This is a genomic window from Micromonospora sp. NBRC 110009 (assembly GCF_030518795.1).
GTDB lineage: Bacteria > Actinomycetota > Actinomycetes > Mycobacteriales > Micromonosporaceae > Micromonospora.
In genome coordinates, this window is the sequence record NZ_CP130427.1 from 424,860 (window position 1) to 446,568 (window position 21,709).

Sequence of the window (21,709 nt, forward strand, 5' to 3'; positions counted from 1 at the left end):
ATCTTGCCACGTCTCGGCCACTCGACCCTGGTGGACGCCCCGCCAACGGTCGACCCGAGTCGGAGCAGTGGGGACGCCGCACCATCGCCGCGAGGGTCCGGATCAGGCGCCGACGTAGGCCGCGAGGTGCTCGCCGGTGAGGGTGGAGCGGGCGGCGACGAGGTCGGCGGGGGTGCCCTCGAAGACGATCCGGCCGCCGTCGTGGCCGGCGCCCGGGCCGAGGTCGATGATCCAGTCGGCGTGCGCCATGACCGCCTGGTGGTGCTCGATGACGATGACCGACTTGCCGGCGTCGACGAGCCGGTCGAGCAGGCCGAGCAGTTGCTCGACGTCGGCCAGGTGCAGGCCGGTGGTGGGCTCGTCGAGGACGTAGACGCCGCCCTTCTCGGCCATGTGGGTGGCCAGCTTGAGCCGCTGCCGCTCGCCGCCGGAGAGCGTGGTGAGCGGCTGGCCGAGGGTGAGGTAGCCGAGCCCGACGTCGGCGAGCCGGTCGAGGACGGCGTGCGCGGCCGGGGTGCGGGCGTCGCCGGCGCCGAAGAACTTCTCGGCCTCGGTCACCGACATCGCCAGCACCTCGCTGATGTCGCGGCCGCCGAGGTGGTATTCCAGCACTGCCGGCTGGAACCGCTTCCCCTCGCACTCCTCGCACATGGTGGCGACGCCGGCCATCATCGCCAGGTCGGTGTAGATGACGCCGGCGCCGTTGCAGTTGGGGCAGGCGCCCTCGGAGTTGGCGCTGAACAGCGCCGGCTTCACACCGTTGGCCTTCGCGAACGCCTTGCGGATCGGGTCGAGCAGCCCGGTGTACGTCGCGGGGTTGCTCCGCCGCGAGCCACGGATCGCCGTCTGGTCGACGGACACCACCCCGTCCCGCCCGGAGACCGAGCCGTGGATCAGCGAACTCTTGCCCGAGCCCGCCACCCCGGTGACGACGACCAGCACCCCGAGCGGGATGTCGACGTGGACGTCCCGCAGGTTGTGGGCGCTGGCGCCGCGCACCTCCAGCACGCCCGACGGCGTACGCACCGATGGCTTCAGGGAGGCCCGGTCGTCCAGGTGCCGCCCGGTGACCGTGCCGCTGGCCCGCAGCCCCTCGACGGTGCCCTCGAACACCACCTCGCCGCCCGCGGTGCCGGCGTGCGGGCCGAGGTCGACGACGTGGTCGGCGATCGCGATCGCCTCGGGCTTGTGCTCCACGACCAGCACCGTGTTGCCCTTGTCGCGCAGCCGCAGCAGCAGTTCGTTCATCCGCTGGATGTCGTGCGGGTGCAGCCCGACGGTCGGCTCGTCGAAGACGTAGGTGACGTCGGTGAGCGAGGAGCCGAGCTGGCGGATCATCTTGACGCGCTGCGCCTCGCCGCCGGAGAGCGTGCCCGACGGCCGGTCGAGACTGAGGTAGCCGAGGCCGATCTCGACGAACGAGTCGAGGGCGTGCCGCAGCTTGGCCAGCAGCGGTGCCACCGACGGCTCGTCGAGGCCGCGGATCCATTCGGCCAGGTCGCTGATCTGCATCGCGCAGGCGTCGGCGATGTTGATGCCCTTGACCTTCGAGGACCGGGCCTCCGCGGCGAGCCGGGTGCCGCCGCAGTCAGGACAGGTGGTGAAGGTGACCGCCCGCTCCACGAACGCGCGGATGTGCGGCTGCAGGGCATCGACGTCCTTGGACAGGAACGACTTCTGGATCTTCGGGATCAGCCCCTCGTAGGTGAGGTTGATGCCGTCGACCTTGATCTTGGTCGGCTCCCGGTGGAGCAGGTCGTGCAGCTCCTTCTTGGTGTACTTGCGGAGCGGCTTGTCCGGATCGAAGAAGCCGCAGCCGGTGAAGATGCGGCCGTACCAGCCGTCCATGCTGTAGCCGGGGATGGTGAGCGCGCCCTCGTTGAGCGACTTGCTGTCGTCGTACAGCGCGGACAGGTCGAAGTCGGTGACCGAGCCCATGCCCTCGCAGCGTGGGCACATGCCGCCGAGGCGGTTGAAGGTCGCTCGTTGGGTCTTCGTGGCACCGCGCTCGACCGTGATCGCGCCGCTCGCCCGGACCGAGGGAACGTTGAAGGAGAACGCGCTGGGCGGTCCGATGTACGGCTTCCCGAGTCGACTGAAGAGAATGCGCAGCATCGCGTTGGCGTCGGTGGCGGTGCCGACCGTGGAGCGGGCGTCGCCGCCCATCCGCTCCTGGTCGACGATGATCGCCGTCGTCAGCCCTTCCAGTACATCGACCTCGGGCCGGGCCAGCGTCGGCATGAAACCCTGCACGAAGGAGCTGTAGGTCTCGTTGATCAGCCGCTGCGACTCCGCGGCGATCGTGTCGAACACCAGCGAGCTCTTGCCCGAGCCGGAGACGCCGGTGAACACCGTCAGCCTTCGCTTCGGGATCTCGACGCTGACGTCCTTGAGGTTGTTCTCGCGCGCGCCGTGCACGCGGATCAGATCGTGGCTGTCGGCACCGTGCGGCGCAGGCGACTGCGCTTGCCTGCTCGTGGCCTTGCTCATCATGCCTCCATCTGTGGGCGGGCCGCCTTCGCGGTCCCCGGCGGCGGCGCCTGGCTCGATCTGACCGGCTTTCGCGCGATACGTCTGGTTCACCGTCTGCCGCGGGGTCGCGGCAACGGTCCCTGTCTACCTGATCGGCGGTGTCGGCCCGGTGGCCCGACTCCCGTCCGGGGTCGTGCTCGGCGCAGGAACCACGGTATCCGGGCCGACCGAGGCACCGGCCACCCGGACATCGACGCCGTGGGTGAGCCGGTGCTCGGTGGCGCGACGACGCTGAGCGCGGGAGCGGAGGTCGCCGCTCATCGGTCCTGGAGCAGCCCGAGGACGTTGCCGTCGGGGTCGGTGACGGTGGCCACCAGGCGGCCGCCACCCACGTCGTGCGCGGGCTCCTTCACGACGGCGCCCGCGGCGGTCACCTCGGCCAGCTTTGCCTCGATGTCCGGCACGTGCCAGTAGGCGACCGGCGAGGTCATGCCCTGCGGTCCACCGGCCGGCACCAGCCCGATCTGCTGGCCCGCGACCTCGAAGCCGACGTAGTAGGACGAGTCGGTCTGCGGCGCCACGCCCAGCAGGGCGGCGTACACCGCCTTCGCCTTCGTCAGGTCGGACACGGGATGCAGCACGGTCTTGATTCCCTGGACGGAAGAGTCAGTCATGATCACTCCTGCAGTGGTAGGAGGGCGAGTTCGGACACCGGCGATGTCCATGGCGATCAGGCTAGTTTCGGCTCCCCGACGCGTGCTTCTTGATTCCTGATCGATCTCGTCCGCGCCCACCGACGACCCTCGGCGGCGCCGCAAATACGGTGGCGGGCCGCACGTGAGTAGGGTTCCCTGCCGCCATGCCCACCGATCGCGTCGATTCGTACTTCCTCTGCGCCACCCCGCGCACCGGGAGCTCACTACTGCTCGGGTTGCTGGAGTCCACCGGTGTCGCAGGCCGTCCCCAGGCGTACTTTCGGGCACCGGACGAACCGCTGTGGGCCGATCGATGGCAGCTCCCCCGCACCGCCGGCGGCGGGTTCGACTATGCGGACTACCTGGCCGCGGCGCTGGTCGCCGGCCGGACCGACAACGGCGTGTTCGGCGCGAAGCTCATGTGGGGAACGCTGGACGAACTGGTCGACAAGCTCGCGGCGATCCACCCGGACCGGAGAGGCGACGATGCCGCGCTCCTGGACCGGGCCTTCGGCCACACCCGCTTCGTGTTCCTGCGCCGCGACGACGTACTGGCCCAAGCGGTGTCCTGGCTCCGCGCGGAGCAGACCGCGACGTGGTTCATCGGCGGCCACGGGGAGATCAGCGGCAGCGCCGGCAACGGACGGGCACCCAGCTACGACGCCGGCGGCATCCGACACCTCATCGACGTGATCAGCAAGCACAACGCGGCCTGGGAGGCCTGGTTCGCCTCCTGCGGCATCCGACCGCACCTCGTGCGCTACGAGGAACTGGACGCGGACATGATCGCCACCACGCGCAGCATCCTCGACTTTCTCGGGCTCGATCCGCCCGAGGGAGTCGCCATCGCGGCACGCCATCAGCGGCAGGCCGACGAACTCAACCAGCAGTGGATCAAGCGGTACCGGGGCAGCGGTGGGCAACGGCTGAGCAATGGCTAGTGCCGTGACCACAAACGTTCGCCGGGTCGGTGGCTGGAGAGTTTTGTCGTACTGGTGGTGTTGGGTGTGGTTGTGCCTCGTCGTCGGGATCCTGCCGCGCCTCGGGTGGTGCATCGCACCGCGCGTGTGGGGTTGCGGGTGACGTCGGGGCAGCGGCGGCGGTGTTTCGGCCTGTTGCGTTCGGCTGGTGACGTGTGGGCGTGTGTGTTGGAGGTCAACGGGTGGCGGCGTCGCCGCCGCGACGCGCCGTTGACCAGCTATCAGCGTCAGTACCGGCGTCGGGCGCGGCTGGTGGAGGGCCGGCACCGGCGTCGGGTGCGTCAGGCCCAGCACGAGGCCGCCCGCCAGGTCGTGTCCTGGGCGGTACGCCAGCGGGTGGGTGTGCTGCGCGTGGGTGACCCGCGCGGCGTGCTCGACCTGGACGCGGGGCGGCGGCACAACCTGCGGCTGCGGCAGTGGCAGATCGGCCGGCTCCTACAGGTCCTCACCGACAAAGCTGTCCTGGCCGGCATCACCGTCCACCTCGTCGACGAGCGCGGCACCTCCTCGACCTGCCCGGCCTGCCGGCGGCGGGTGCCGAAACCCCGCGGCCGGACCCTGACCTGCCCACACTGCGCGTTTGCCGGGCACCGCGACCTCGTCGCGGCCGCCACCATCGCCACCCGCACCCCGGGCGGCGGAACCACCACCCCCACACCCGCTCGGGTGCCCGGGATGATCACGCACCGTCGAGCCGGCCGACACCTCCCCGGTGCCGGCCAGTCCCGACGTGACCCCCGCCGCCCAAGCAGGGCGGCGCGAGGATCAGTTGGCCCGCGGAGGCCCGCCCCACCACCCGGTGGGGAGTCGCTCGCCCAAAAAGCGAGGATCCACAACACCCACCGGACACCCGGCGAACGTTAGTGGACACCGCACTAGTCCGCCTCCGGCTCCACCAACGCCGGCAGGCGAACACTCACCCGCAGCCCCGGCCCGCCGCCCGCCGCCGGGTCGGGGACCGCGTCGCTGACGGTGAGCGTGCCGCCGGCCCGGCGGACCAACTCCCGCACGATGGCCAGGCCCAGGCCCGCCCCGCCGGCGTCCCGCGCCCGCGCGTCGTCCAAGCGGGTGAACCGCTGGAAGACCCGCTCCCGGTCGGCCGCCGGGATGCCCGGCCCGTCGTCGGTGACGGTCACCACGTGGTACGCCCGCTCCCCCGGCCCGGCCCCCCGCTGGCCCGGCACCGGCCCGGCCGGCTCCGGGCCGGTCACCGCGAGCAGCACCTCGCCGCGGGCGTGCCGGAGCGCGTTGTCCACCAGGTTGGTGAGCACCCGGTGCAGCTCCCCCGGGTCCCCCTCGGTCCAGCGCGATCCGGCCGGCGGGACCAGCCGCACCGGCGGCGACGGGTAGCGCGCCGCCACCCCACCGAGCAGCTCGCCCAGCTCCACCGGGCCGAGGGTGCGCGACGGCGCGTCCGGGCGGGCGGGCTGCTCGTCGAGGCGGGCCAGCAGCAGCAGGTCGTCGACGAGCCGGCCGAGCCGTTCGGTGTCGGCGAGCAGGTCCTCCGCCACCGCCGGCCAGTCCGTGGCGTCACCCAACCGCCGGGCCACCTCCAGCTCGGTACGCATGTTGGTCAGCGGGCTGCGCAGCTCGTGCGCGGCGTCGGCGACGAAGGCCCGCTGCCGGGCGCGGGCTGCGGCCAACCGGTCCAGCATGTCGTTGAGGGTGACCGCCAGCCGCTGGATCTCGTCCCGGGCGGCCGGTACCGGCAGCCGCCCCGGCCCAGCCCGGTCGGTGATCTCCGCCGCGCCGCTGCGCAGCGCCTCCACCGGGCGCAGGGTGGCGCCGACCACCCGCCAGGCGACCACGGCCAGCCCGACGACCAGCAGCGGGAAGCCCACCAGCAGCAGGGTCCGCACCACGTGCAGGCTGTGCCGGACGTCGGTCAGGGACTTGGCGACCAGCACGGTGAGCGGCTCCGCCGGGGTGCCCGCCGGGACGGTCACCACCCGGACCGGGCCGCTGAGGCCGACCCGGCGCCCGTCCACCACCAGCCGCTGGCGCTGGCCGGCGCGCAGCTGGTCCGGGCGGAGCATCGGCACCAACCGGTCCGCGTCGATCGAGGCGGCGCGGATGCGGCCCGCCTCGTCCACCACCTGCACCCGCAGCTGACCGCCGGCCACCGGCAGCGGGTCTGGCAGGGCGTCGGAGTCGGCGAGCAGTGCCACCGCGTCCGCGGTCCGGAGCGCCTCGGCATCGACGGTGCGTTGCAGCGTCCAGCCGAGGGCGCCGAGCAGCAGCATCCCGCCGAGCGCGAGCCCGACGCTGAGCCCGAGCACCCCGATCGCCATCAGCCGGGCCCGCAGCCCCAGTGTTAAGCGGGGGCCCCTCCTATACCGGAGGCGATAAGAAGGGGCCCTTCCTTTCACCTTCATGTGGCGAGGCGGTAGCCGGCGCCGCGGACGGTCTGCAGGCGGTCCCGGCCGATCTTGCGGCGCAGGTAGCCGACGTAGACCTCGACGGCGTTGGGGGCGGTGTCGAGGCTGGCATCCCAGACGTGGTCCAGCAGCTCGGTCTTGGAGACCACCTCACCGGGGCGGCGCATCAGGTAGTCGAGCAGGGCGTACTCGCGGGCGGTCAGGACCACCTCGGCGTCGGCCCGGGTCACCCGCCGCCGCGCCGGGTCCAGCCGCAGGTCGCCCACGGCGAGCACGGCGGGGCGTTGCGGCGCGCCCCGGCGCAGCAGCGCCCGCAGCCGGGCCAGTAGCACCACGTACGAGAAGGGCTTGGTGAGGTAGTCGTCCGCCCCGCAGTCCAGCCCGTCGGCCTGGTCGTACTCGCCGTCCTTGGCCGACAGCATGAGCACCGGCAGCCAGTGCTCCTCGGCCCGCAGCCGGCGCACCACCTCGTACCCGGACAGGCCGGGCAGCATCACGTCGAGGATCATCGCGTCGTAGTCGCCGTGCCGGGCGGCGTCCAGGCCGGCCGGGCCGGTGGACGCCACGTCCACCGCGAACCCCTCCGCCTGCAGGCCGCGCCGCAACGCGCCGGCGAGCCGCGACTCGTCCTCCACCACCAGCAACCGCACGGGTCAAGGGTGCCACCCGATGACACCCCCTAGGGAATCTCCTCAGCGCCCTCACAGCGACCGGGGTGCAGCATTACGGTCAGGAGGTGTCCACCATGTCCGTACTGAAGAATCGCGCCGTGCTGCGCTGGCTGGTCCCGGCGACCGCGGGGGTCGCCGTGGTCGGGGGCGGCGCCGCGATCGGCACGTTCGCCGCGGCCGACCCGGCCCTGCCCCCGCGTACCGCCGCGCAACTGCTGGAAGACCTGCGCACGTCCCGTCTCGACGGCCTCTCCGGCACGGTCGTGCAGCGCGCCGACCTCGGGCTGCCGCCGATCGCCGACCTGGCCGGGGCGGCCGGCGGGGACGAGCTGACCAGCCTGATCACCGGCACCCACACCCTGCGGGTCTGGTACGCCGGCCCGGACCGGCAGCGGCTCGCCCTGGTCGACACGCTCGGCGAGCGCGACGTGCTGCGCAACGGCCGCGACGTCTGGACCTGGAGCAGCCGCACCAACACGGCGTCGCACCGGACGCTGCCGGCGGACGCGGCGGCACCGCCGTCCGCGCCGGCCACCCCGGCCGACGCCGCCGACCGGGCGTTGGCCGCGATCGACCCGAGCACGGCGGTCACCGTCGGCCGCTCCGCCACCGTGGCCGGGCGCAGCGTGTACGAGCTGGTGCTCACCCCGCGCGACAAGGACTCCCTGGTGCACCAGGTGCGGATCGCGCTGGACGCGAAGGAGCACGTGCCGCTGCGCTTCGAGGTGCTCGCCGACGGCGTCGACGAGCCGGCCTTCGAGGTCGCCTTCACGCAGGTGGACTTCCGGACGCCGGACGCCGACCAGTTCCGGTTCAACCCGCCGCCGGGGGTGACCGTGACCGAGCAGCGGGGGGACGGCCCGGCCGGGAAGCACCTGCCGGACGCCGACCTGGGCAAGCCGGGGGCCGACCGGGGCAAGGACGCGCCGGACGTGCGTACGGTCGGCACCGGCTGGACCACGGTGCTGGTGGCGAAGCTCGACGCGGCCGGCGGCGCCGCCCGGGGCGCGAAGCCGGCCGGCGGCGCCGATGCGGCGGGCGCCGACGCGATCGCCAAGGTGCTCGGCGGGCTGCCGAAGGTGAGCGGGGACTGGGGCAGCGGGCGGCTGCTGACCGGAAAGCTGTTCAGCGTGCTGCTCACCGACGACGGGCGGGTCTTCGCCGGCCTGGTCACGCCGGAGCGGCTCTACCAGGCGGCCCGGGGCTGACCCGGGCAGCGGGCCCGTCGGGGGTCCGGTCGGCGGAAGCCGGCCGGGCCCCCGCTCCGTTTTCCGGGGGTGCGGCGCGGCGGTGTGATGTCGTCGCGGGCGGCCGGACAGGCTTGGTCCGGCGCTGGGCCACGCGGTATCTTTCTCAGTTCAAACACAAAAAGGAATGGCGATAAAAGGCCATTCCTGCGCTCATTTTAGCCAATGAGGAGCCGGCTTGTCAACGCACTCCGACGTATCGGGTGAGCTGCACCAGGACGACGAGATCGGTCGCGAGCAGGAGTACGTCTCGATGCTCTACGACCGGCTGGACGACATGCGGGAGCAGGCCGCCCGACGGCTCACCGAGGAGCTGCGCACCACCGGCGGCACGTTGCAGGCCCGCTCGCAGCGCGACTCCGCGGTCGGGATGTACGCCCAGCAGGTCGAGCGGTTCTCCGCGGTGGAGAGCGGCCTCTGCTTCGGCCGGCTCGACGGTGAGGACGGCGCCCGCCGCTACATTGGCCGGATCGGGATCTTCGACACCGGCGGCGACTACGACCCGCTGCTGATGGACTGGCGCGCCCCGGCCGCCCGCGCCTTCTACCTCGCCACCGCCGCCAACCCACAGGGCGTACGCCGGCGCCGGCACCTGCGCACCCGGGAGCGGAAGGTCACCGGCCTCAACGACGAGGTGCTGGACATCGCCGCGGCCTCGCCCACCGCCCACGAGGAGCTGACCGGCGAGGCGTCACTGCTCGCCGCGCTGAACGCCGGCCGCACCGGCCGGATGCGCGACATCGTCGAGACCATCCAGGCCGAGCAGGACCGGATCATCCGCGCCGACCTGCCGGGCGTGCTGGTGGTGCAGGGCGGCCCGGGCACCGGCAAGACGGCGGTGGCGCTGCACCGCGCCGCGTACCTGCTCTACACGCACCGGGAGCAGCTCTCCACCCGCGGCGTGCTGCTGGTCGGCCCGAACGCCACCTTCCTGCGCTACATCTCCCAGGTGCTGCCGGCACTGGCCGAGACGGGGGTGCTGCTGCGTACCCCGGCCGACCTGTTCCCCGGGGTGCGCGCCCGACGCGCCGAGCCGGCCGAGGCCGCCGCGCTGAAGGGCCGCGCGGTGATGGCCGAGGTGCTGGCCAACGCCGTACGGGACCGGCAGTGGGTGCCCGACGAGCCGCTGGAGATCGAGCTGCCGCAGCGGGAGATCCTCACGCTGGACCCGGAGGTCGTCCGCCAGGCCCGGGACCGAGTGCGCCGCGCGCAGCGCCCCCACAACCTGGCCCGCGCGCTGTTCGACATCGAGATCGTCCACGCGCTCGCCGCCCAGGTCGCCGAGCGGATCGGCGCCGACCCGCTGGGCGGGGAGAACCTGCTCTCCGAGGCCGACGTCGCCGAGATCCGCCGGGAGCTGCGGGAGGAGCCCGAGGTCCGGGCCGCCCTGGACCAGCTCTGGCCGGTGTTCACCCCGCAGCGGCTCCTCGCCGACCTGTACGCCGCCGAGGAGCGGATCGCTGCCGCCGCGCCGATGCTCACCGACGCCGAGCGGGCGCTGCTGCACCGCGAGCCGGGCGGCTGGACGCCGGCCGACGTGCCGCTGCTGGACGAGGCGGCGGAGCTGCTCGGCGAGGACGAGCGCGCCGCCGTCGCCCGCCGCGAACGGCTGCGGGCCATGGAGCGCGAGTACGCCGAGGGCGTGCTCGAGATCTGGCGCGGTTCCCGCTCCATCGACGTCGAGGACGAGGCGGACGGCGGTGAGATCCTCGGCGTCACCGACCTGATCGACGCCGACCGGCTGTCGGAACGGCAGGAGGACGCCGAGCGGCTGACCACCGCCCAGCGGGCCGCCGCCGACCGGAGCTGGGCCTTCGGGCACGTCATCGTCGACGAGGCGCAGGAGCTGTCGCCGATGGCGTGGCGGCTGCTGATGCGCCGCTGCCCCAGCCGCTCGATGACCATCGTCGGCGACGTGGCGCAGACCGGCGCGCTCTCCGGCACCCCGTCCTGGCAGGAGGCCCTCGCCCCGTACGTGGCGGACCGGTGGCGGCTGGAGGAGCTGACCGTCAGCTACCGCACCCCGGCCGAGATCATGGCGGTCGCCGCCGACGTGCTGACCGAGATCGACCCGGCGCTGCGCCCGCCCCGCTCCGTACGCGCCAGCGGCGTGCCGCCGTGGGACCGTACCGTCGAGGCGGGCCGGCTCGCCGCGGAGCTGGTCGAGGTGACCGCCCGGGAGGCGGCCGGGCTGGCCGACGGGCGGCTCGGGGTGATCGTGCCGGCCGGGCGGGTCAACGAGCTGGGCACGGCGGTCGTCGCCGCGCTGCCCGAGGCGGCGGTCGGCGAGCAGCCGGAGCTGGAGAACCGGGTGGTGCTGCTCACCACCGAGCAGGCCAAGGGCCTGGAGTTCGACTCGGTGCTGGTGGTCGAGCCGGACCGGATCGTCGCCGAGTCCCCGCGGGGCCACAGCGACCTCTACGTCGCGCTCACCCGCGCCACCCAGCGCCTCGGCATCCTCCGCGCGGCCTGACCCCCGACCTGGTCGATCATGAGGTTGACGGCGATCTCGATGTCCACGAGTGCCGCCAACCTCATGATCAGCCGGGGTTGGGCTCCTCGTCGGTGAAGTTGCCGACCTGGCTGCCGCTGGACGAGGCGTCGCTGGTCGAGCCGCCGGCCGGGGTGCTCAGGCCGCCGGTGGTGGCGTCGCCGGTGGTGGTCGGCGCGACCTTGCCGCGGTGCCGCTCCGGTTGCCGGGCCACCCGGCGGGCGCTGGCCGGCCCGGCGGTGCCGCCGGTCGTGGTGATCGCACCCTGCCCGCCGGTCGGGCCGCCGTCGCGGAGCACGTTGGCGTCCACCCGGGTGTGCGCCGGGTCGTCCGGATCCTCCTCCTGGATCACCCGCGTCACGTCCGTCTGAGGCACGGTGACCTCGTCGAGCGCGCCCTCGCCGTACACGCCACCGGCGACCCGCTCCTCGGCCCGGCGGGCAGCGTCCTGCCGCATGTCGTCCTCACGCACGTCAACCACCTCGCAGATGTCTCGGCATCCGCCATGCGTGCCCGACGGCCGGCGGCCCAAACCGATCCCGGCCGCACCGCCGACGAGGCGTCCCGTCCGTGCCCGGCTGTCCGGATGTCGCGCCGGGCCCGGCGCGGCTCCTATTCGGCCGGGGGCCGGCGTTACCTCACCGGGGCCAGGGGTAGACGGTGGTTGCCCCCGCCAGGAAGCTCACCGCGCCGTGGCCGAAACGCGGTAGCGGGGCGAGGGAGTGCAGGGAACGACTCATCAATCCTGAGGAGGACAGATGAGCACGCAGGCTGCATCCACCAGGCCCATGAACCGACCGGCCCAGGACATGCAGAACCGGGCGGCCATGCAGGAGACGCCGACCCGCCCGATGGCCGCGATGCCCGACGGGCGCCGGCAGGCGATGGCAGCCCCGGGCACCGAGACCAAGCCGTCGTTCGCGACCACCGAGTTCTGGGTGTACCTGATCGCCGTCGCGGGCGTGCTGGTGGCGTCCTACCTGGTCGGTAAGAACTCGGTCGGGGTGGACATCTTCCGCGCCCCGCAGGCCTGGTTCTTCATCACGCTGCTGACCCTCGGTTACCTGGGTAGCCGCGGTCTGGCCAAGGCCGGAAGCAACTTCCGCAGCGGTGAGGAGCGTCGAGCCCGACACTGACGAGCGCACCACCCGAGAACGACGGTGGCCCCGGGAGACCCCGGGGCCGCCGTCGTCTGTCCCGCCTACTCGCCGCCGAAATCGCCGAAATCGCCGAAGTCGCCCTCGAAGGCGTCCTCGATCAGCTCGCCGGCCACCAGGCCGCCGGCCACGCCCAGCGCGGCGCCCGCCACCATGCCGCCCATCCCCGAGCCGCGGTGGCCGTGGTGCCCGTGCGGGCCGCCGAAGCCGTGCGCGCGCAGGTTGCCGTAGCGCGCGGTGGTCTCCCGCAGCCAGCCGTCCACCACCTGCACCCAGTCGGTGCGGTCGGCGTCGCGGTGCGGGACGGAGTACCGGCCGAACGCGTCATGCCCCGCAGTGAGGAAGCCGCCGCGCTTGTCGCACTCCAGCACCACCTCGACGCCCCGCTGGCTGGTCACGAAGGTCAGCTCGACCTCGTTGATCATTCGGGCGTACTGCGGCGCGGCGAAGAACTCGATCTCCTGGTAGAACGGCAGCGTCTGCTGCACGCCGTGGATCCGGCCCCGCTCCAGGTCGGCGTGCTTGAACCGGAAGCCCAGCGCCTGGAAGGCGTCGAGGATCCGCTCGTGGATCGGCAGCGGGTGCACCGCGACGTGGTCCAGGTCGGTCTTGTCCACCGCCCGGGCCACCGCCAGCTCGGTGCGCAGCCCCATGGTCATGCCGTGCAGCCGCTGCCCGTAGACGTCGGTGACCGGGGTCTCCCACGGCACCGGCAGCTGGAACGGGATGGCGAGTCGCTGCTGCGGGGCGAGCTCGAACGCCCCGCTGACCGGCATCCGGTGGAACTCCATGATGCCGGCGTACTCGGAGTCACCGCCCTCGATCTCCACTCGGGTGACCAGGCTGACGGTGACTTGCTCGATGCCGGCCGGCGCGTCGCCGCCGATCAGGTTGACGTGCCCGTCGAGGCTCAGGCCGGGCCGGGTGTTCGGGTTGGTCAGCACCGTGTCGACGCTCGGGCCGCCCACGCCGAACGCGCTCAGCATCTTCTTGAAGACCATCGCCACTCCCGCTTCCACCTTCGGCACGCTCCACCATGGAGCGCGCGGGGCCACGAAGGCGACCCTAACCTGCGGGCCTGTGAAGTGGCTGTGAGCCGATCAGGGTACGTCGACGACGATCAGCTCGCCGACCTGCTCGCCGATCTGGCGGCGCGCCTCCGCCGGCAGCCCACCGTCGGTGATGAGCAGGTCCGCGTCCTCCAGCGGAGCGATGGTGGCGATGCCGATGGTCTCCCACTTGGTGTGGTCGGCGAGCACGACGAGCCGGCGGGCGGCGCCGATCAACCGCCGGTTGACCGCCGCCTCCAGCAGGTTCGGCGTGGTGAGCCCGGTCCGCGGGCTCATCCCGTGCACGCCGAGGAAGAGCAGGTCGACGTTGAGCGCGGCGATGGCCGCCTCGGCCACCGGCCCGGTCAGCGCGTCGGACGGCGTACGGATGCCGCCGGTGAGCACGACGGTCTGATCCGGGCGGGGATTCTGGTAGAGCACGTCGGCGACCGGGATCGAGTTGGTGACCACGGTGAGCCCGCGGACGTCGGCGAGCCGGGCGGCGAGGGCGGCGGTGGTGGTGCCGGCCGAGAGGGCGATCGCCATGCCCGGCTCGACCAGCCCGGCGGCCCGCTCCGCGATGGCCCGTTTCTCGTCCTGCTGCCGGATCGACTTGGCGGCGAAGCCCGGCTCGTCGGCCGAGCCCGGGCCCGCCAGGGTCGCTCCCCCGTGGACCTTGTCGACCAGACCGCGTTCGGCGAGCACCTCGAGGTCCCGCCGGATCGTCATGTCGGACACGCCGAAGCGGCTGACCAGGTGGCTGACCCGGACGCCGCCACGCTGGCGGATCAGCTCCAGGATGGCGCTCTGCCGTTGCTGGGCGAGCATCTGTCCTCCTCTACCTGCACGAGGCACGGTACGCGGGTCAGGCGGCCGCGGCCGCCGGCTCCCCGGGCGCGGGCTCCTCACGGACCACCGCCACCTCACCCGCCGGCACCACCAGCTCGCCGTCGCACCGGCCACCGCCGAGCAGCTCGGCACCGGTGACGGCCAGCCGGGCCGCGGCGTCGGTGTGGTTGATGACGAAGAGCCAGCTCCGGTCGGCGGACCGCCGGCGCACCACCTCCACCCCGGTGGGGGCGGCCGCCGCGGGCCGGACGCCGGACTCGGCGAGCAGCCGGGCGACGAGCTGGTCGGTGGTCGCGTCGTCGAGCCGGGTGCCGAGGTACCAGGCGGAGCCGGCGCCGACCGGGTGCCGGGTCAGCGCGGGCACCCCGGGCAGCGGCCCGTCGGCGTACGACGCGAGCACCTCGGCGCCCTCGGCGTGCAGCCATTCGGTCCACACGTCGGCGGTCGAACCGTCGTCGAGGCGTACCCGCTCGCCGTCGCGGAGCGGGAAGAACTCCTCGGTACGCACCCCGAGCAGGTCGCGGAACGCGCCCGGGTAGCCGCCGAGTCGGATGTGGTCGTGCTCGTCGACGATGCCGCTGAAGTAGGTGACCAGCGCGGTCCCGCCCGCCTCGACGTGGCGGCGCAGCGCGTCGGCGTCGGGGTCGCGCACCAGGTAGAGGGTGGGCACCAGGACCAACCGGTAGTGGGACAGGTCGGCGGACGGGTGCACCACATCGGCGGTGACGCCGGCCCGCCACAGCGCGCCGTGCAGCGCGGCCAGCCGGTCGACGTACGTGACGTCGACGCTGGGGTGGGAGTCGAGTTCGGCACCCCACCAGGCCTCGTAGTCGAACAGGATCGCCACGTCGGCGTCGACCCGGCTGCCGCGGACCTCGGCGAGGGCCTGCAGGTCGGCGCCGAGCCGGCAGACCTCGCGGAACACCTTGGTGTCCGGGCCGGCGTGGGGCACCAGCGCGGAGTGGAACTTCTCGGCACCGGCCCGGGAGGCCCGCCACTGGAAGAACAGCACGCCGTCGGCGCCGCGCGCCACGTGCGCGAGGCTGTTGCGGCGCAGCTGGCCGGGGGTCTTGGCGACGTTGCGCGGCTGCCAGTTGACGGCGCTGGTGGAGTGTTCCATCAGCAGCCACGGCGCGCCGCCGGCGACGCCGCGGGTGTGATCGGCGGCGAGGGCCAGGTCGACCTGCGGCCGCGGGTCGGCGGCGAGGAGGTAGTGGTCGTTGGCGACCAGGTCGACGTCGGCGGCCCAGGAGTGGTAGTCGAGGTACTTGACGCCGGTGCCGATCATGAAGTTCGTGGTGACCGGCTGCCGGGCGAGCCGGGTCAGCAGGTCCCGCTCGGCGCGCAGCTGGGCGCGCTGCTCGTCGGAGGAGAAGCGCAGGAAGTCGAGCTGCTGCGTCGGGTTGGCGAAGGTCGGCGCGGTACGCGGCGGGTTGACCTCGGCCCAGTCGTGGTAACGCTGGCTCCAGAACGCGGTGCCCCAGGCGGCGTTGAGCGCGTCCAGGTCGCCGTAGCGGTCGCGCAGCCAGCGGCGGAACGCCTCCGCGCTGACGTCGCAGTAGCAGTGCACGTTGTGGCAGCCCAGCTCGTTGGAGACGTGCCACATCACCACGGCCGGGTGGTCGGCGTACCGGCCGGCGACGGCCTCGACCAGGGTGAGCGAGCGCTCCCGAAAGACCGGTGAGCTGGGGCAGTACGCCTGCCGGCCGCCGGGCCAGAGGATGGTCCCGTCGGCGCGCCGGGGCAGCGTCTCGGGGTGGCGGCGGGCCAGCCAGGGCGGCGGGCTGGCGGTGGCGGTGGCCAGGTCGACGCTGATCCCGCCGTCGTGCAGCAGGTCGATCGCGCGGTCCAGCCAGCCGAACTCGTAGCGTCCGGGCTCCGGTTCGAGCAGGGCCCAGGAGAAGATCCCGACCGAGACGAGGTTGACCCCGGCCCGCCGCATCAGCGTGACGTCCTCGGCCCAGGTCTCCTCGGGCCACTGCTCAGGGTTGTAGTCGGCGCCGTACCAGATGCTCTCGCCCTGCCAGTTCCGCATGACAGCAGAGGGTGCCCCCGAACAACACCCAAGTCAACACTTTCCAACATCGACAGAGATTCCAACGTTTACCGTCTCTTCGCCAAGTCACAACTGGGTTATCGCTGCCCTTCTGCCCTCTTGACAGCGCCGAACCAAGGGGTAGCTTCAACCGCCACCGGCTGTTTGTGTTCGGACATGTGGATTCACGGTGGATCTACGTCGGTCGACACGAACACCGATCCCCGCCACCCGTCACGGCCCTTGGGCGCAGCGCACCTCTTCCACGCAGGAGGCACAATGTCCCGTCCCCGCTCGCAAGCCGAGTACCTCGCCCGACTCGTACCCCCGTCCGTCGCCGGCCTGAACCGCCGCTCGCTGCTGGCCGGCGCGGCCGGCGCCGGCGCGCTGCTCGGCACGGGACTGCTCGCCGGCTGCGGATCCGACTCCGACTCCGGCGGCGCGGACGCCAAGACCGTGTCGCTCGGGTCGAACCAGTCGGACCCGAAGCCGAAGGACGTCATCGCCAAGGTGATGGACGGCTACAAGACGTCGTCCGGGGTCACCGTCAACATCAACACGGTCGACCACAACACGTTCCAGGAGAACATCAACAACTACCTGCAGGGCAAGCCGGACGACGTGTTCATGTGGTTCGCCGGCTACCGGATGCGGTTCTTCGCCGCCAAGGGCCTGGCCGGCGACGTCAGCGACGTCTGGGGCAAGCTCTCCGGCTACTCCGACGCGTTCAAGAAGGCGTCCACCGGCGACGACGGCAAGCAGTACTTCGTGCCGGCGTCGTACTACCCGTGGGCCGTCTTCTACCGCAAGTCGGTGTGGCAGCAGCGCGGTTACCAGGTGCCCAAGACCCTGGACGACCTGAACACCCTCGGCGCGCAGATGAAGAAGGACGGCCTGAACCCGATCGCCTTCGGCGACAAGGACGGCTGGCCGGCGATGGGCACCTTCGACATCCTCAACCTGCGGATCAACGGCTACCAGTTCCACGTCGACCTCATGGCCGGCAAGGAGGCGTGGACCTCCGACAAGGTCAAGAAGGTCTTCGACACCTGGGCCGGGCTGCTGCCGCTGCACCAGCCGGACTCGCTGGGCCGCACCTGGCAGGAGGCGGCGCAGTCGCTGCAGCAGAAGAAGAGCGGCATGTACCTGCTCGGCCTCTTCGTCGCCCAGCAGTTCAACAACGACGAGCAGGACGACCTCGACTTCTTCACCTTCCCCGAGATCGACTCGACCATCGGGGCGAAGGCCCTGGACGCGCCGATCGACGGCTACATGATGGCGCGCAAGCCGAAGTCCGAGGGCGCCGCCAAGAAGCTGCTCGAGTACGTGGGCTCCAAGGACGCCGCCAACATCACCGTCAAGAACGACCCGAGCACCCTGGTCGCCAACACCGGCGCCGACACCAGCGGTTACACCGCGCTCCAGAAGAAGGCCGCCGAACTGGTCGGCTCGGCCACCGAGATCGCCCAGTTCCTCGACCGGGACACCCGCCCGGACTTCGCCTCGACGGTGATGATCCCGGCGATCCAGCAGTTCATCAAGAACCCGAAGGACATCAGCGGGCTGCTCACGAGCATCGAGAACCAGAAGAAGTCGATCTTCACCAGCTGACGGCGGAAGGGGGAGGACACCATGTCCGACCTGCCCCTGATCCAAGCGGATCGCGCCGTGCCGCCGCCGGCCGCGACCACCACCAAGCGTGGTCGCGGCCGCCGGCTACGGCTCCTGTCCCGCACCGACCGCGTGGTGATCACGCTGATGGTGCTGGTACCCCTGCTGCTCGTCGTCGGCCTGGTCTGGCTGCCGGCGGCGGCGACCGTGCTGCTCTCCGGCACCAACTGGGACGGCATCGGCCCCCTGGGCGAGATCGACTGGGTCGGTCTGAAGAACTACGACGACGTGGTGAACATCTACCCGCCGTTCGTGCCGGCGGTGCAGAACAACCTGCTCTGGCTGGCCGCCCTCTTCGTGGTGGCCACCCCGTTCGGGATGTTCCTCGCCGTGCTGCTCGACAAGGAGCTGCGCGGCAGCCGGTTCTACCAGACCGCGCTCTACCTGCCCGTCGTGCTCTCGCTCGCGCTGATCGGCTTCGTCTGGCAGCTCATCTACAGCCGCGACCAGGGCCTGCTCAACGCCCTGCTCGGCACCCAGACCGACTGGTACGGCGACCCGAACGTGAACATCTGGGCGGTGCTCTTCGCCGCCGGCTGGCGGCACGTCGGCTACATCATGCTGCTCTACCTGGCCGGCCTGAAGGGCGTCGACCCGTCGCTGCGCGAGGCCGCCGCCGTGGACGGCTCCTCGGAGACCAGCACCTTCTTCCGGGTGGTCTTCCCGGTGATGCGCCCCATCAACATCATCGTGCTGGTGGTGACGGTGATCGAGTCGCTGCGCGCGTTCGACCTGGTCTGGGTCATCAACAAGGGCCGCAACGGCTTGGAGCTGCTCTCCGCGCTGGTCACCCAGAACGTGGTGGGCGAGGCGAGCCGGATCGGCTTCGGCTCGGCGCTGGCGACCATCATGCTGGTCGTCTCCCTGGTCTTCATCACCCTCTACCTGTTCACCGTGATGCGGGAGGACCGGCGATGAGCAGCGCGACCCTGACCCGTACGCCGGACACCGCAGCGCCGTCCACCCGCCGCCGGCCACTGCGGCCGGCCCGGGTGGTCCTGCACGTCTTCCTGGCCGCCGTGGCGGTCGGGTGGCTCTTCCCGATCCTCTGGGCGGTGCTCACCTCGCTGCGCTCGTACGAGTACACGGCCACCCACGGCTACGTCTCGTTCGGCGGCTGGACGCTCGACAACTACGTCACCGCGTGGCGTACCGCCGAGTTCGGCAAGCACTTCCTCAACTCCGTCTACATCACCGTCCCGGCGGTGCTGCTGACGCTCTTCCTCGCCTCCTGCGTGGCGTTCGTGATCGCCCGGTTCAGCTGGAAGCTCAACGTCGCCCTGCTCGGCCTCTTCACCGCGGCGAACCTGCTGCCGCAGCAGGCCCTGCTGATCCCGCTGTTCCGGATGTTCACCCAGATCCCGCTGCCCGCCTGGATGAGCGACTCGGAGCTGCTCTACGACAGCTACTGGGGGCTGATTCTGGTCAACGTCGCCTTCCAGTGCGGCTTCTGCGTCTTCGTGCTGAGCAACTACATGAAGGCCCTGCCGCACGAGCTGTACGAGGCGGCGATGGTCGACGGGGCCAGCGTCTGGCGGCAGTACTGGCAGGTCACCATGCCGCTGTGCCGGCCCGCCCTGGCCGCGCTGGCCACCCTCGAGGTGACCTGGATCTACAACGAGTTCTTCTGGGCCACCGTGCTGATGCGCAGCGGCGACAAGTTCCCGGTGACCAGCTCGCTCAACAACCTGCGGGGCGAGTTCTTCACCGACAACAACCTCGTCTCGGCCGGCTCGGTGCTGGTCGCGATCCCCACCCTGGTGATCTTCTTCCTGTTGCAGAAGCAGTTCGTCCGGGGCCTGACCCTGGGAGCGTCGAAGGGATGATCGTCCACCTGCGCCGCGCGCGGACCAGCCTGGTGCTCGACGCGCGCGGCTCCGGGCTGCCCCGGGTCGTGCACTGGGGCACCGACCTCGGCCCGCTGGCCGCCGACGAGCTGGCCGCCCTGGTCGACGCCACCCTCCCGCCCGTGGTGCCGAGCAGCTTCGACGCGCCGACCGTGCTGTCGCTGCTGCCCGAGGCGAGCGCCGGCTGGAGCGGCCGCCCCGGCCTGGCCGGACACCGGGACGGCCGGGACTGGTCGACCGCGTTCCGCCTCGACACCCTCGACGTCGACGACCCGCGTGGCGACGGCGGAGACGCGGTGCGCGTATCCGCGGCGGAGCGGGACCACGGCGGGGCCGCGCGGGTGACCGTGCGGGCCACGGACTCGGCCGCGGGGTTGTCGCTCACCGTCGAGCTCACCCTCGATCCGGGCGGGCTGCTGATGCTGCGGCACCGGCTGCGCAACGACGGCGACCGGCCCTACGAGGTGCGCGAGCTGACCCCGGTGCTGCCGGTCCCGGCGGTCGCCACCGAACTGCTCGACCTGACCGGGCGATGGTGCCGGGAACGCGCGCCGCAGCGGCACCCGTGGCCGATGGGCGCCTGGGTCCGCGAGGGCCGGCACGGCCGGACCGGGCACGACGCCACCCTGCTGCTGGTGGCCGGCACCGCGGGCTTCGGCTTCGGGCACGGCGAGGTGTGGGCGGTGCACACCGCGTGGAGCGGCGACCACGTCACGGTGGCCGAGCGCCGACCCACCGGCGAGTCCACGCTCGGCGGCGGCGAACTGCTCACCCCCGGCGAGATCGTGCTCGCCCCCGGCGCGGAGTACGCCACTCCCCTGCTCTACGCGGCGCACTCCACCGAGGGGCTGGACGGGCTCAGCGACGCCCTGCACACCCACCTGCGGGCCCGACCGCAACACCCGCGCACCCCCCGACCGGTGACCCTGAACGTCTGGGAGGCGGTCTACTTCGACCACGACCTCGACCGGCTCAAGGGCCTCGCCGACCGGGCCGCCGAGGTGGGCGTGGAACGCTTCGTCCTCGACGACGGCTGGTTCCGGGGCCGCCGGCACGACCGGGCCGGCCTCGGCGACTGGTGGGTCGACGACGACGTCTGGCCCGCCGGGCTGCAACCGCTCATCGACCACGTCCGCAAGCACGGGATGCAGTTCGGGCTCTGGGTCGAACCGGAGATGGTCAACCCCGACTCGGACCTGTTCCGGGCCCACCCGGACTGGGTGCTCCAGGCCCCCGGCCGGCTGCCCCCGGAGTGGCGCCACCAACAGGTGCTCGACCTGGCCCACCCGGACGCGTACGCCCACCTGCTGGCCCGGCTGGACGCGGTGCTCACCGAGCACGACGGGATCGCGTACCTGAAGTGGGACCACAACCGGGACCTCGCCGAGGCCGGGCACGGCGGCCGCCCCGGGGTGCACGCGCAGACGGTGGCGGTCTACCGGCTCCTCGACGAGCTGCGCGCCCGGCACCCCGGAGTGGAGATCGAGAGCTGCTCGTCCGGCGGCGCGCGGGTCGACCTGGAGATCCTGCGCCGCACCGACCGGGTCTGGGCCAGCGACTGCAACGACGCCCTGGAACGGCTGGCCATCCAGCGCTGGACCGGGCTGCTGCTCCCGCCCGAGCTGATCGGCACCCACATCGGACCGGAGCGCTCGCACACCACCCACCGGGTGCACGACCTGGGCTTCCGGGCGACCACCGCGCTCTTCGGCCACCACGGCATCGAGTGGGACATCAGCGGGATCACCGCGACGGAGCGGGCCGAACTCGCCGCCTGGGTGGCGCTGCACAAGCGGCTCCGCCCGCTGCTGCACGGCGGCCGGGTGGTCCGGGTCGACCACCCGGACCCGGCCGTGCAGGCGCACGGCGTGGTCGCCCACGACCGGTCCCACGCGGTGTACGCGGTCTCCCGGCTGACCACCTCGGCGGCGCAGGTGCCGGGGATGGTGCGCCTGCCCGGCCTGGACCCGTCCCGGCGTTACCTGGTCCGGCTTCCGGCCGGGGTGCCGGAACCGGCGCTGTTGCAACTGCGCCCCCCGGCGTGGCTCGCCGCGGACGACGGGGTGACGCTGCGCGGGTCGGTGCTGGTTTCCGTGGGGCTTCAGCTGCCGGCGCTGCACCCGGAGCAGGCGCTGCTGCTGGAGGTCAGCGCGGTCCAGTGAGGATC

General features: G+C 72.3%; 17 protein-coding genes. 9 read left to right on the top strand and 8 right to left on the bottom strand.

Features of this window, described 5'->3' with window-relative positions; translation table 11 throughout:
- Positions 1-102: 102 nt before the first annotated feature.
- Positions 103-2,490 (bottom strand): excinuclease ABC subunit UvrA, encoded by a 2,388-nt coding sequence (locus Q2K19_RS01950; protein WP_302767086.1) that lies wholly within the window; start codon positions 2,488-2,490, stop codon positions 103-105.
- Positions 2,491-2,789: 299 nt separating this feature from the next.
- On the bottom strand, positions 2,790-3,146 hold the full coding sequence (locus Q2K19_RS01955) for a VOC family protein (RefSeq protein WP_302767088.1): 357 nt from the start codon (positions 3,144-3,146) through the stop codon (positions 2,790-2,792).
- Between the two features lie 185 nt (positions 3,147-3,331).
- Between Q2K19_RS01955 and Q2K19_RS01960 the strand changes: the two genes are divergently transcribed.
- Entirely contained in the window at positions 3,332-4,108 is a 777-nt protein-coding gene (locus tag Q2K19_RS01960) for a Stf0 family sulfotransferase (RefSeq protein WP_302767089.1), read from the top strand.
- Between the two features lie 192 nt (positions 4,109-4,300).
- Positions 4,301-5,011, top strand: a complete 711-nt coding sequence (locus Q2K19_RS01965; protein ID WP_302767090.1) for a zinc ribbon domain-containing protein — start codon at positions 4,301-4,303, stop codon at positions 5,009-5,011.
- Between the two features lie 11 nt (positions 5,012-5,022).
- Here the strand turns inward: Q2K19_RS01965 and Q2K19_RS01970 are convergent, their stop codons facing one another.
- The gene (locus Q2K19_RS01970; RefSeq protein WP_302767092.1) at positions 5,023-6,438 is read right to left on the bottom strand and encodes a HAMP domain-containing sensor histidine kinase; all 1,416 of its coding nucleotides are present in this window, start codon (positions 6,436-6,438) and stop codon (positions 5,023-5,025) included.
- Between the two features lie 80 nt (positions 6,439-6,518).
- A complete protein-coding gene (locus Q2K19_RS01975) occupies positions 6,519-7,175 on the bottom strand; it encodes a response regulator transcription factor (protein WP_302767094.1) in 657 nt (218 codons plus the stop codon).
- A gap of 95 nt (positions 7,176-7,270) precedes the next feature.
- Between Q2K19_RS01975 and Q2K19_RS01980 the strand changes: the two genes are divergently transcribed.
- Both Q2K19_RS01980 and Q2K19_RS01985 read left to right on the top strand, forming a co-directional pair.
- A complete protein-coding gene (locus Q2K19_RS01980) occupies positions 7,271-8,404 on the top strand; it encodes a LolA family protein (RefSeq protein ID WP_302767096.1) in 1,134 nt (377 codons plus the stop codon).
- 292 nt (positions 8,405-8,696) lie between these two features.
- Positions 8,697-10,916, top strand: coding sequence for a HelD family protein (locus tag Q2K19_RS01985; protein WP_302772198.1), 2,220 nt, complete (start codon positions 8,697-8,699; stop codon positions 10,914-10,916).
- Between the two features lie 67 nt (positions 10,917-10,983).
- Here Q2K19_RS01985 and Q2K19_RS01990 read toward each other — a convergent pair whose 3' ends face one another.
- A complete protein-coding gene (locus tag Q2K19_RS01990) occupies positions 10,984-11,406 on the bottom strand; it encodes a hypothetical protein (RefSeq protein WP_302767098.1) in 423 nt (140 codons plus the stop codon).
- Between the two features lie 286 nt (positions 11,407-11,692).
- Between Q2K19_RS01990 and Q2K19_RS01995 the strand changes: the two genes are divergently transcribed.
- Entirely contained in the window at positions 11,693-12,070 is a 378-nt protein-coding gene (locus tag Q2K19_RS01995; protein WP_302767100.1) for a hypothetical protein, read from the top strand.
- A gap of 65 nt (positions 12,071-12,135) precedes the next feature.
- Here the strand turns inward: Q2K19_RS01995 and Q2K19_RS02000 are convergent, their stop codons facing one another.
- The 3 genes from Q2K19_RS02000 to Q2K19_RS02010 form a co-directional block, all read right to left on the bottom strand.
- The gene (locus Q2K19_RS02000; RefSeq protein WP_302772200.1) at positions 12,136-13,092 is read right to left on the bottom strand and encodes a sporulation protein; all 957 of its coding nucleotides are present in this window, start codon (positions 13,090-13,092) and stop codon (positions 12,136-12,138) included.
- 99 nt (positions 13,093-13,191) lie between these two features.
- On the bottom strand, positions 13,192-13,968 hold the full coding sequence (locus Q2K19_RS02005) for a DeoR/GlpR family DNA-binding transcription regulator (protein ID WP_302767102.1): 777 nt from the start codon (positions 13,966-13,968) through the stop codon (positions 13,192-13,194).
- Between the two features lie 37 nt (positions 13,969-14,005).
- Positions 14,006-16,024, bottom strand: a complete 2,019-nt coding sequence (locus tag Q2K19_RS02010; protein ID WP_302767104.1) for a beta-galactosidase — start codon at positions 16,022-16,024, stop codon at positions 14,006-14,008.
- Positions 16,025-16,303: 279 nt separating this feature from the next.
- On the opposite strand from Q2K19_RS02010, the gene Q2K19_RS02015 reads away from it, so the two are divergent.
- Genes Q2K19_RS02015 through Q2K19_RS02030 form a run of 4 tightly spaced genes read left to right on the top strand, consistent with a single transcriptional unit; the run spans position 16,304 to position 21,704 of the window.
- Entirely contained in the window at positions 16,304-17,635 is a 1,332-nt protein-coding gene (locus Q2K19_RS02015) for an ABC transporter substrate-binding protein (RefSeq protein WP_302767106.1), read from the top strand.
- A 21-nt stretch (positions 17,636-17,656) separates the two neighbouring features.
- The gene (locus Q2K19_RS02020) at positions 17,657-18,613 is read left to right on the top strand and encodes a carbohydrate ABC transporter permease (protein ID WP_148431663.1); all 957 of its coding nucleotides are present in this window, start codon (positions 17,657-17,659) and stop codon (positions 18,611-18,613) included.
- Complete coding sequence (locus Q2K19_RS02025; RefSeq protein ID WP_302767111.1) at positions 18,610-19,521, top strand: carbohydrate ABC transporter permease; 912 nt, start codon at positions 18,610-18,612, stop codon at positions 19,519-19,521. The genes Q2K19_RS02020 and Q2K19_RS02025 overlap by 4 nt, the downstream gene beginning before the upstream one ends.
- Positions 19,518-21,704 (top strand): alpha-galactosidase, encoded by a 2,187-nt coding sequence (locus Q2K19_RS02030; protein ID WP_302767114.1) that lies wholly within the window; start codon positions 19,518-19,520, stop codon positions 21,702-21,704. Before Q2K19_RS02025 ends, Q2K19_RS02030 begins: the two co-directional genes overlap by 4 nt.
- Positions 21,705-21,709: the final 5 nt, after the last annotated feature.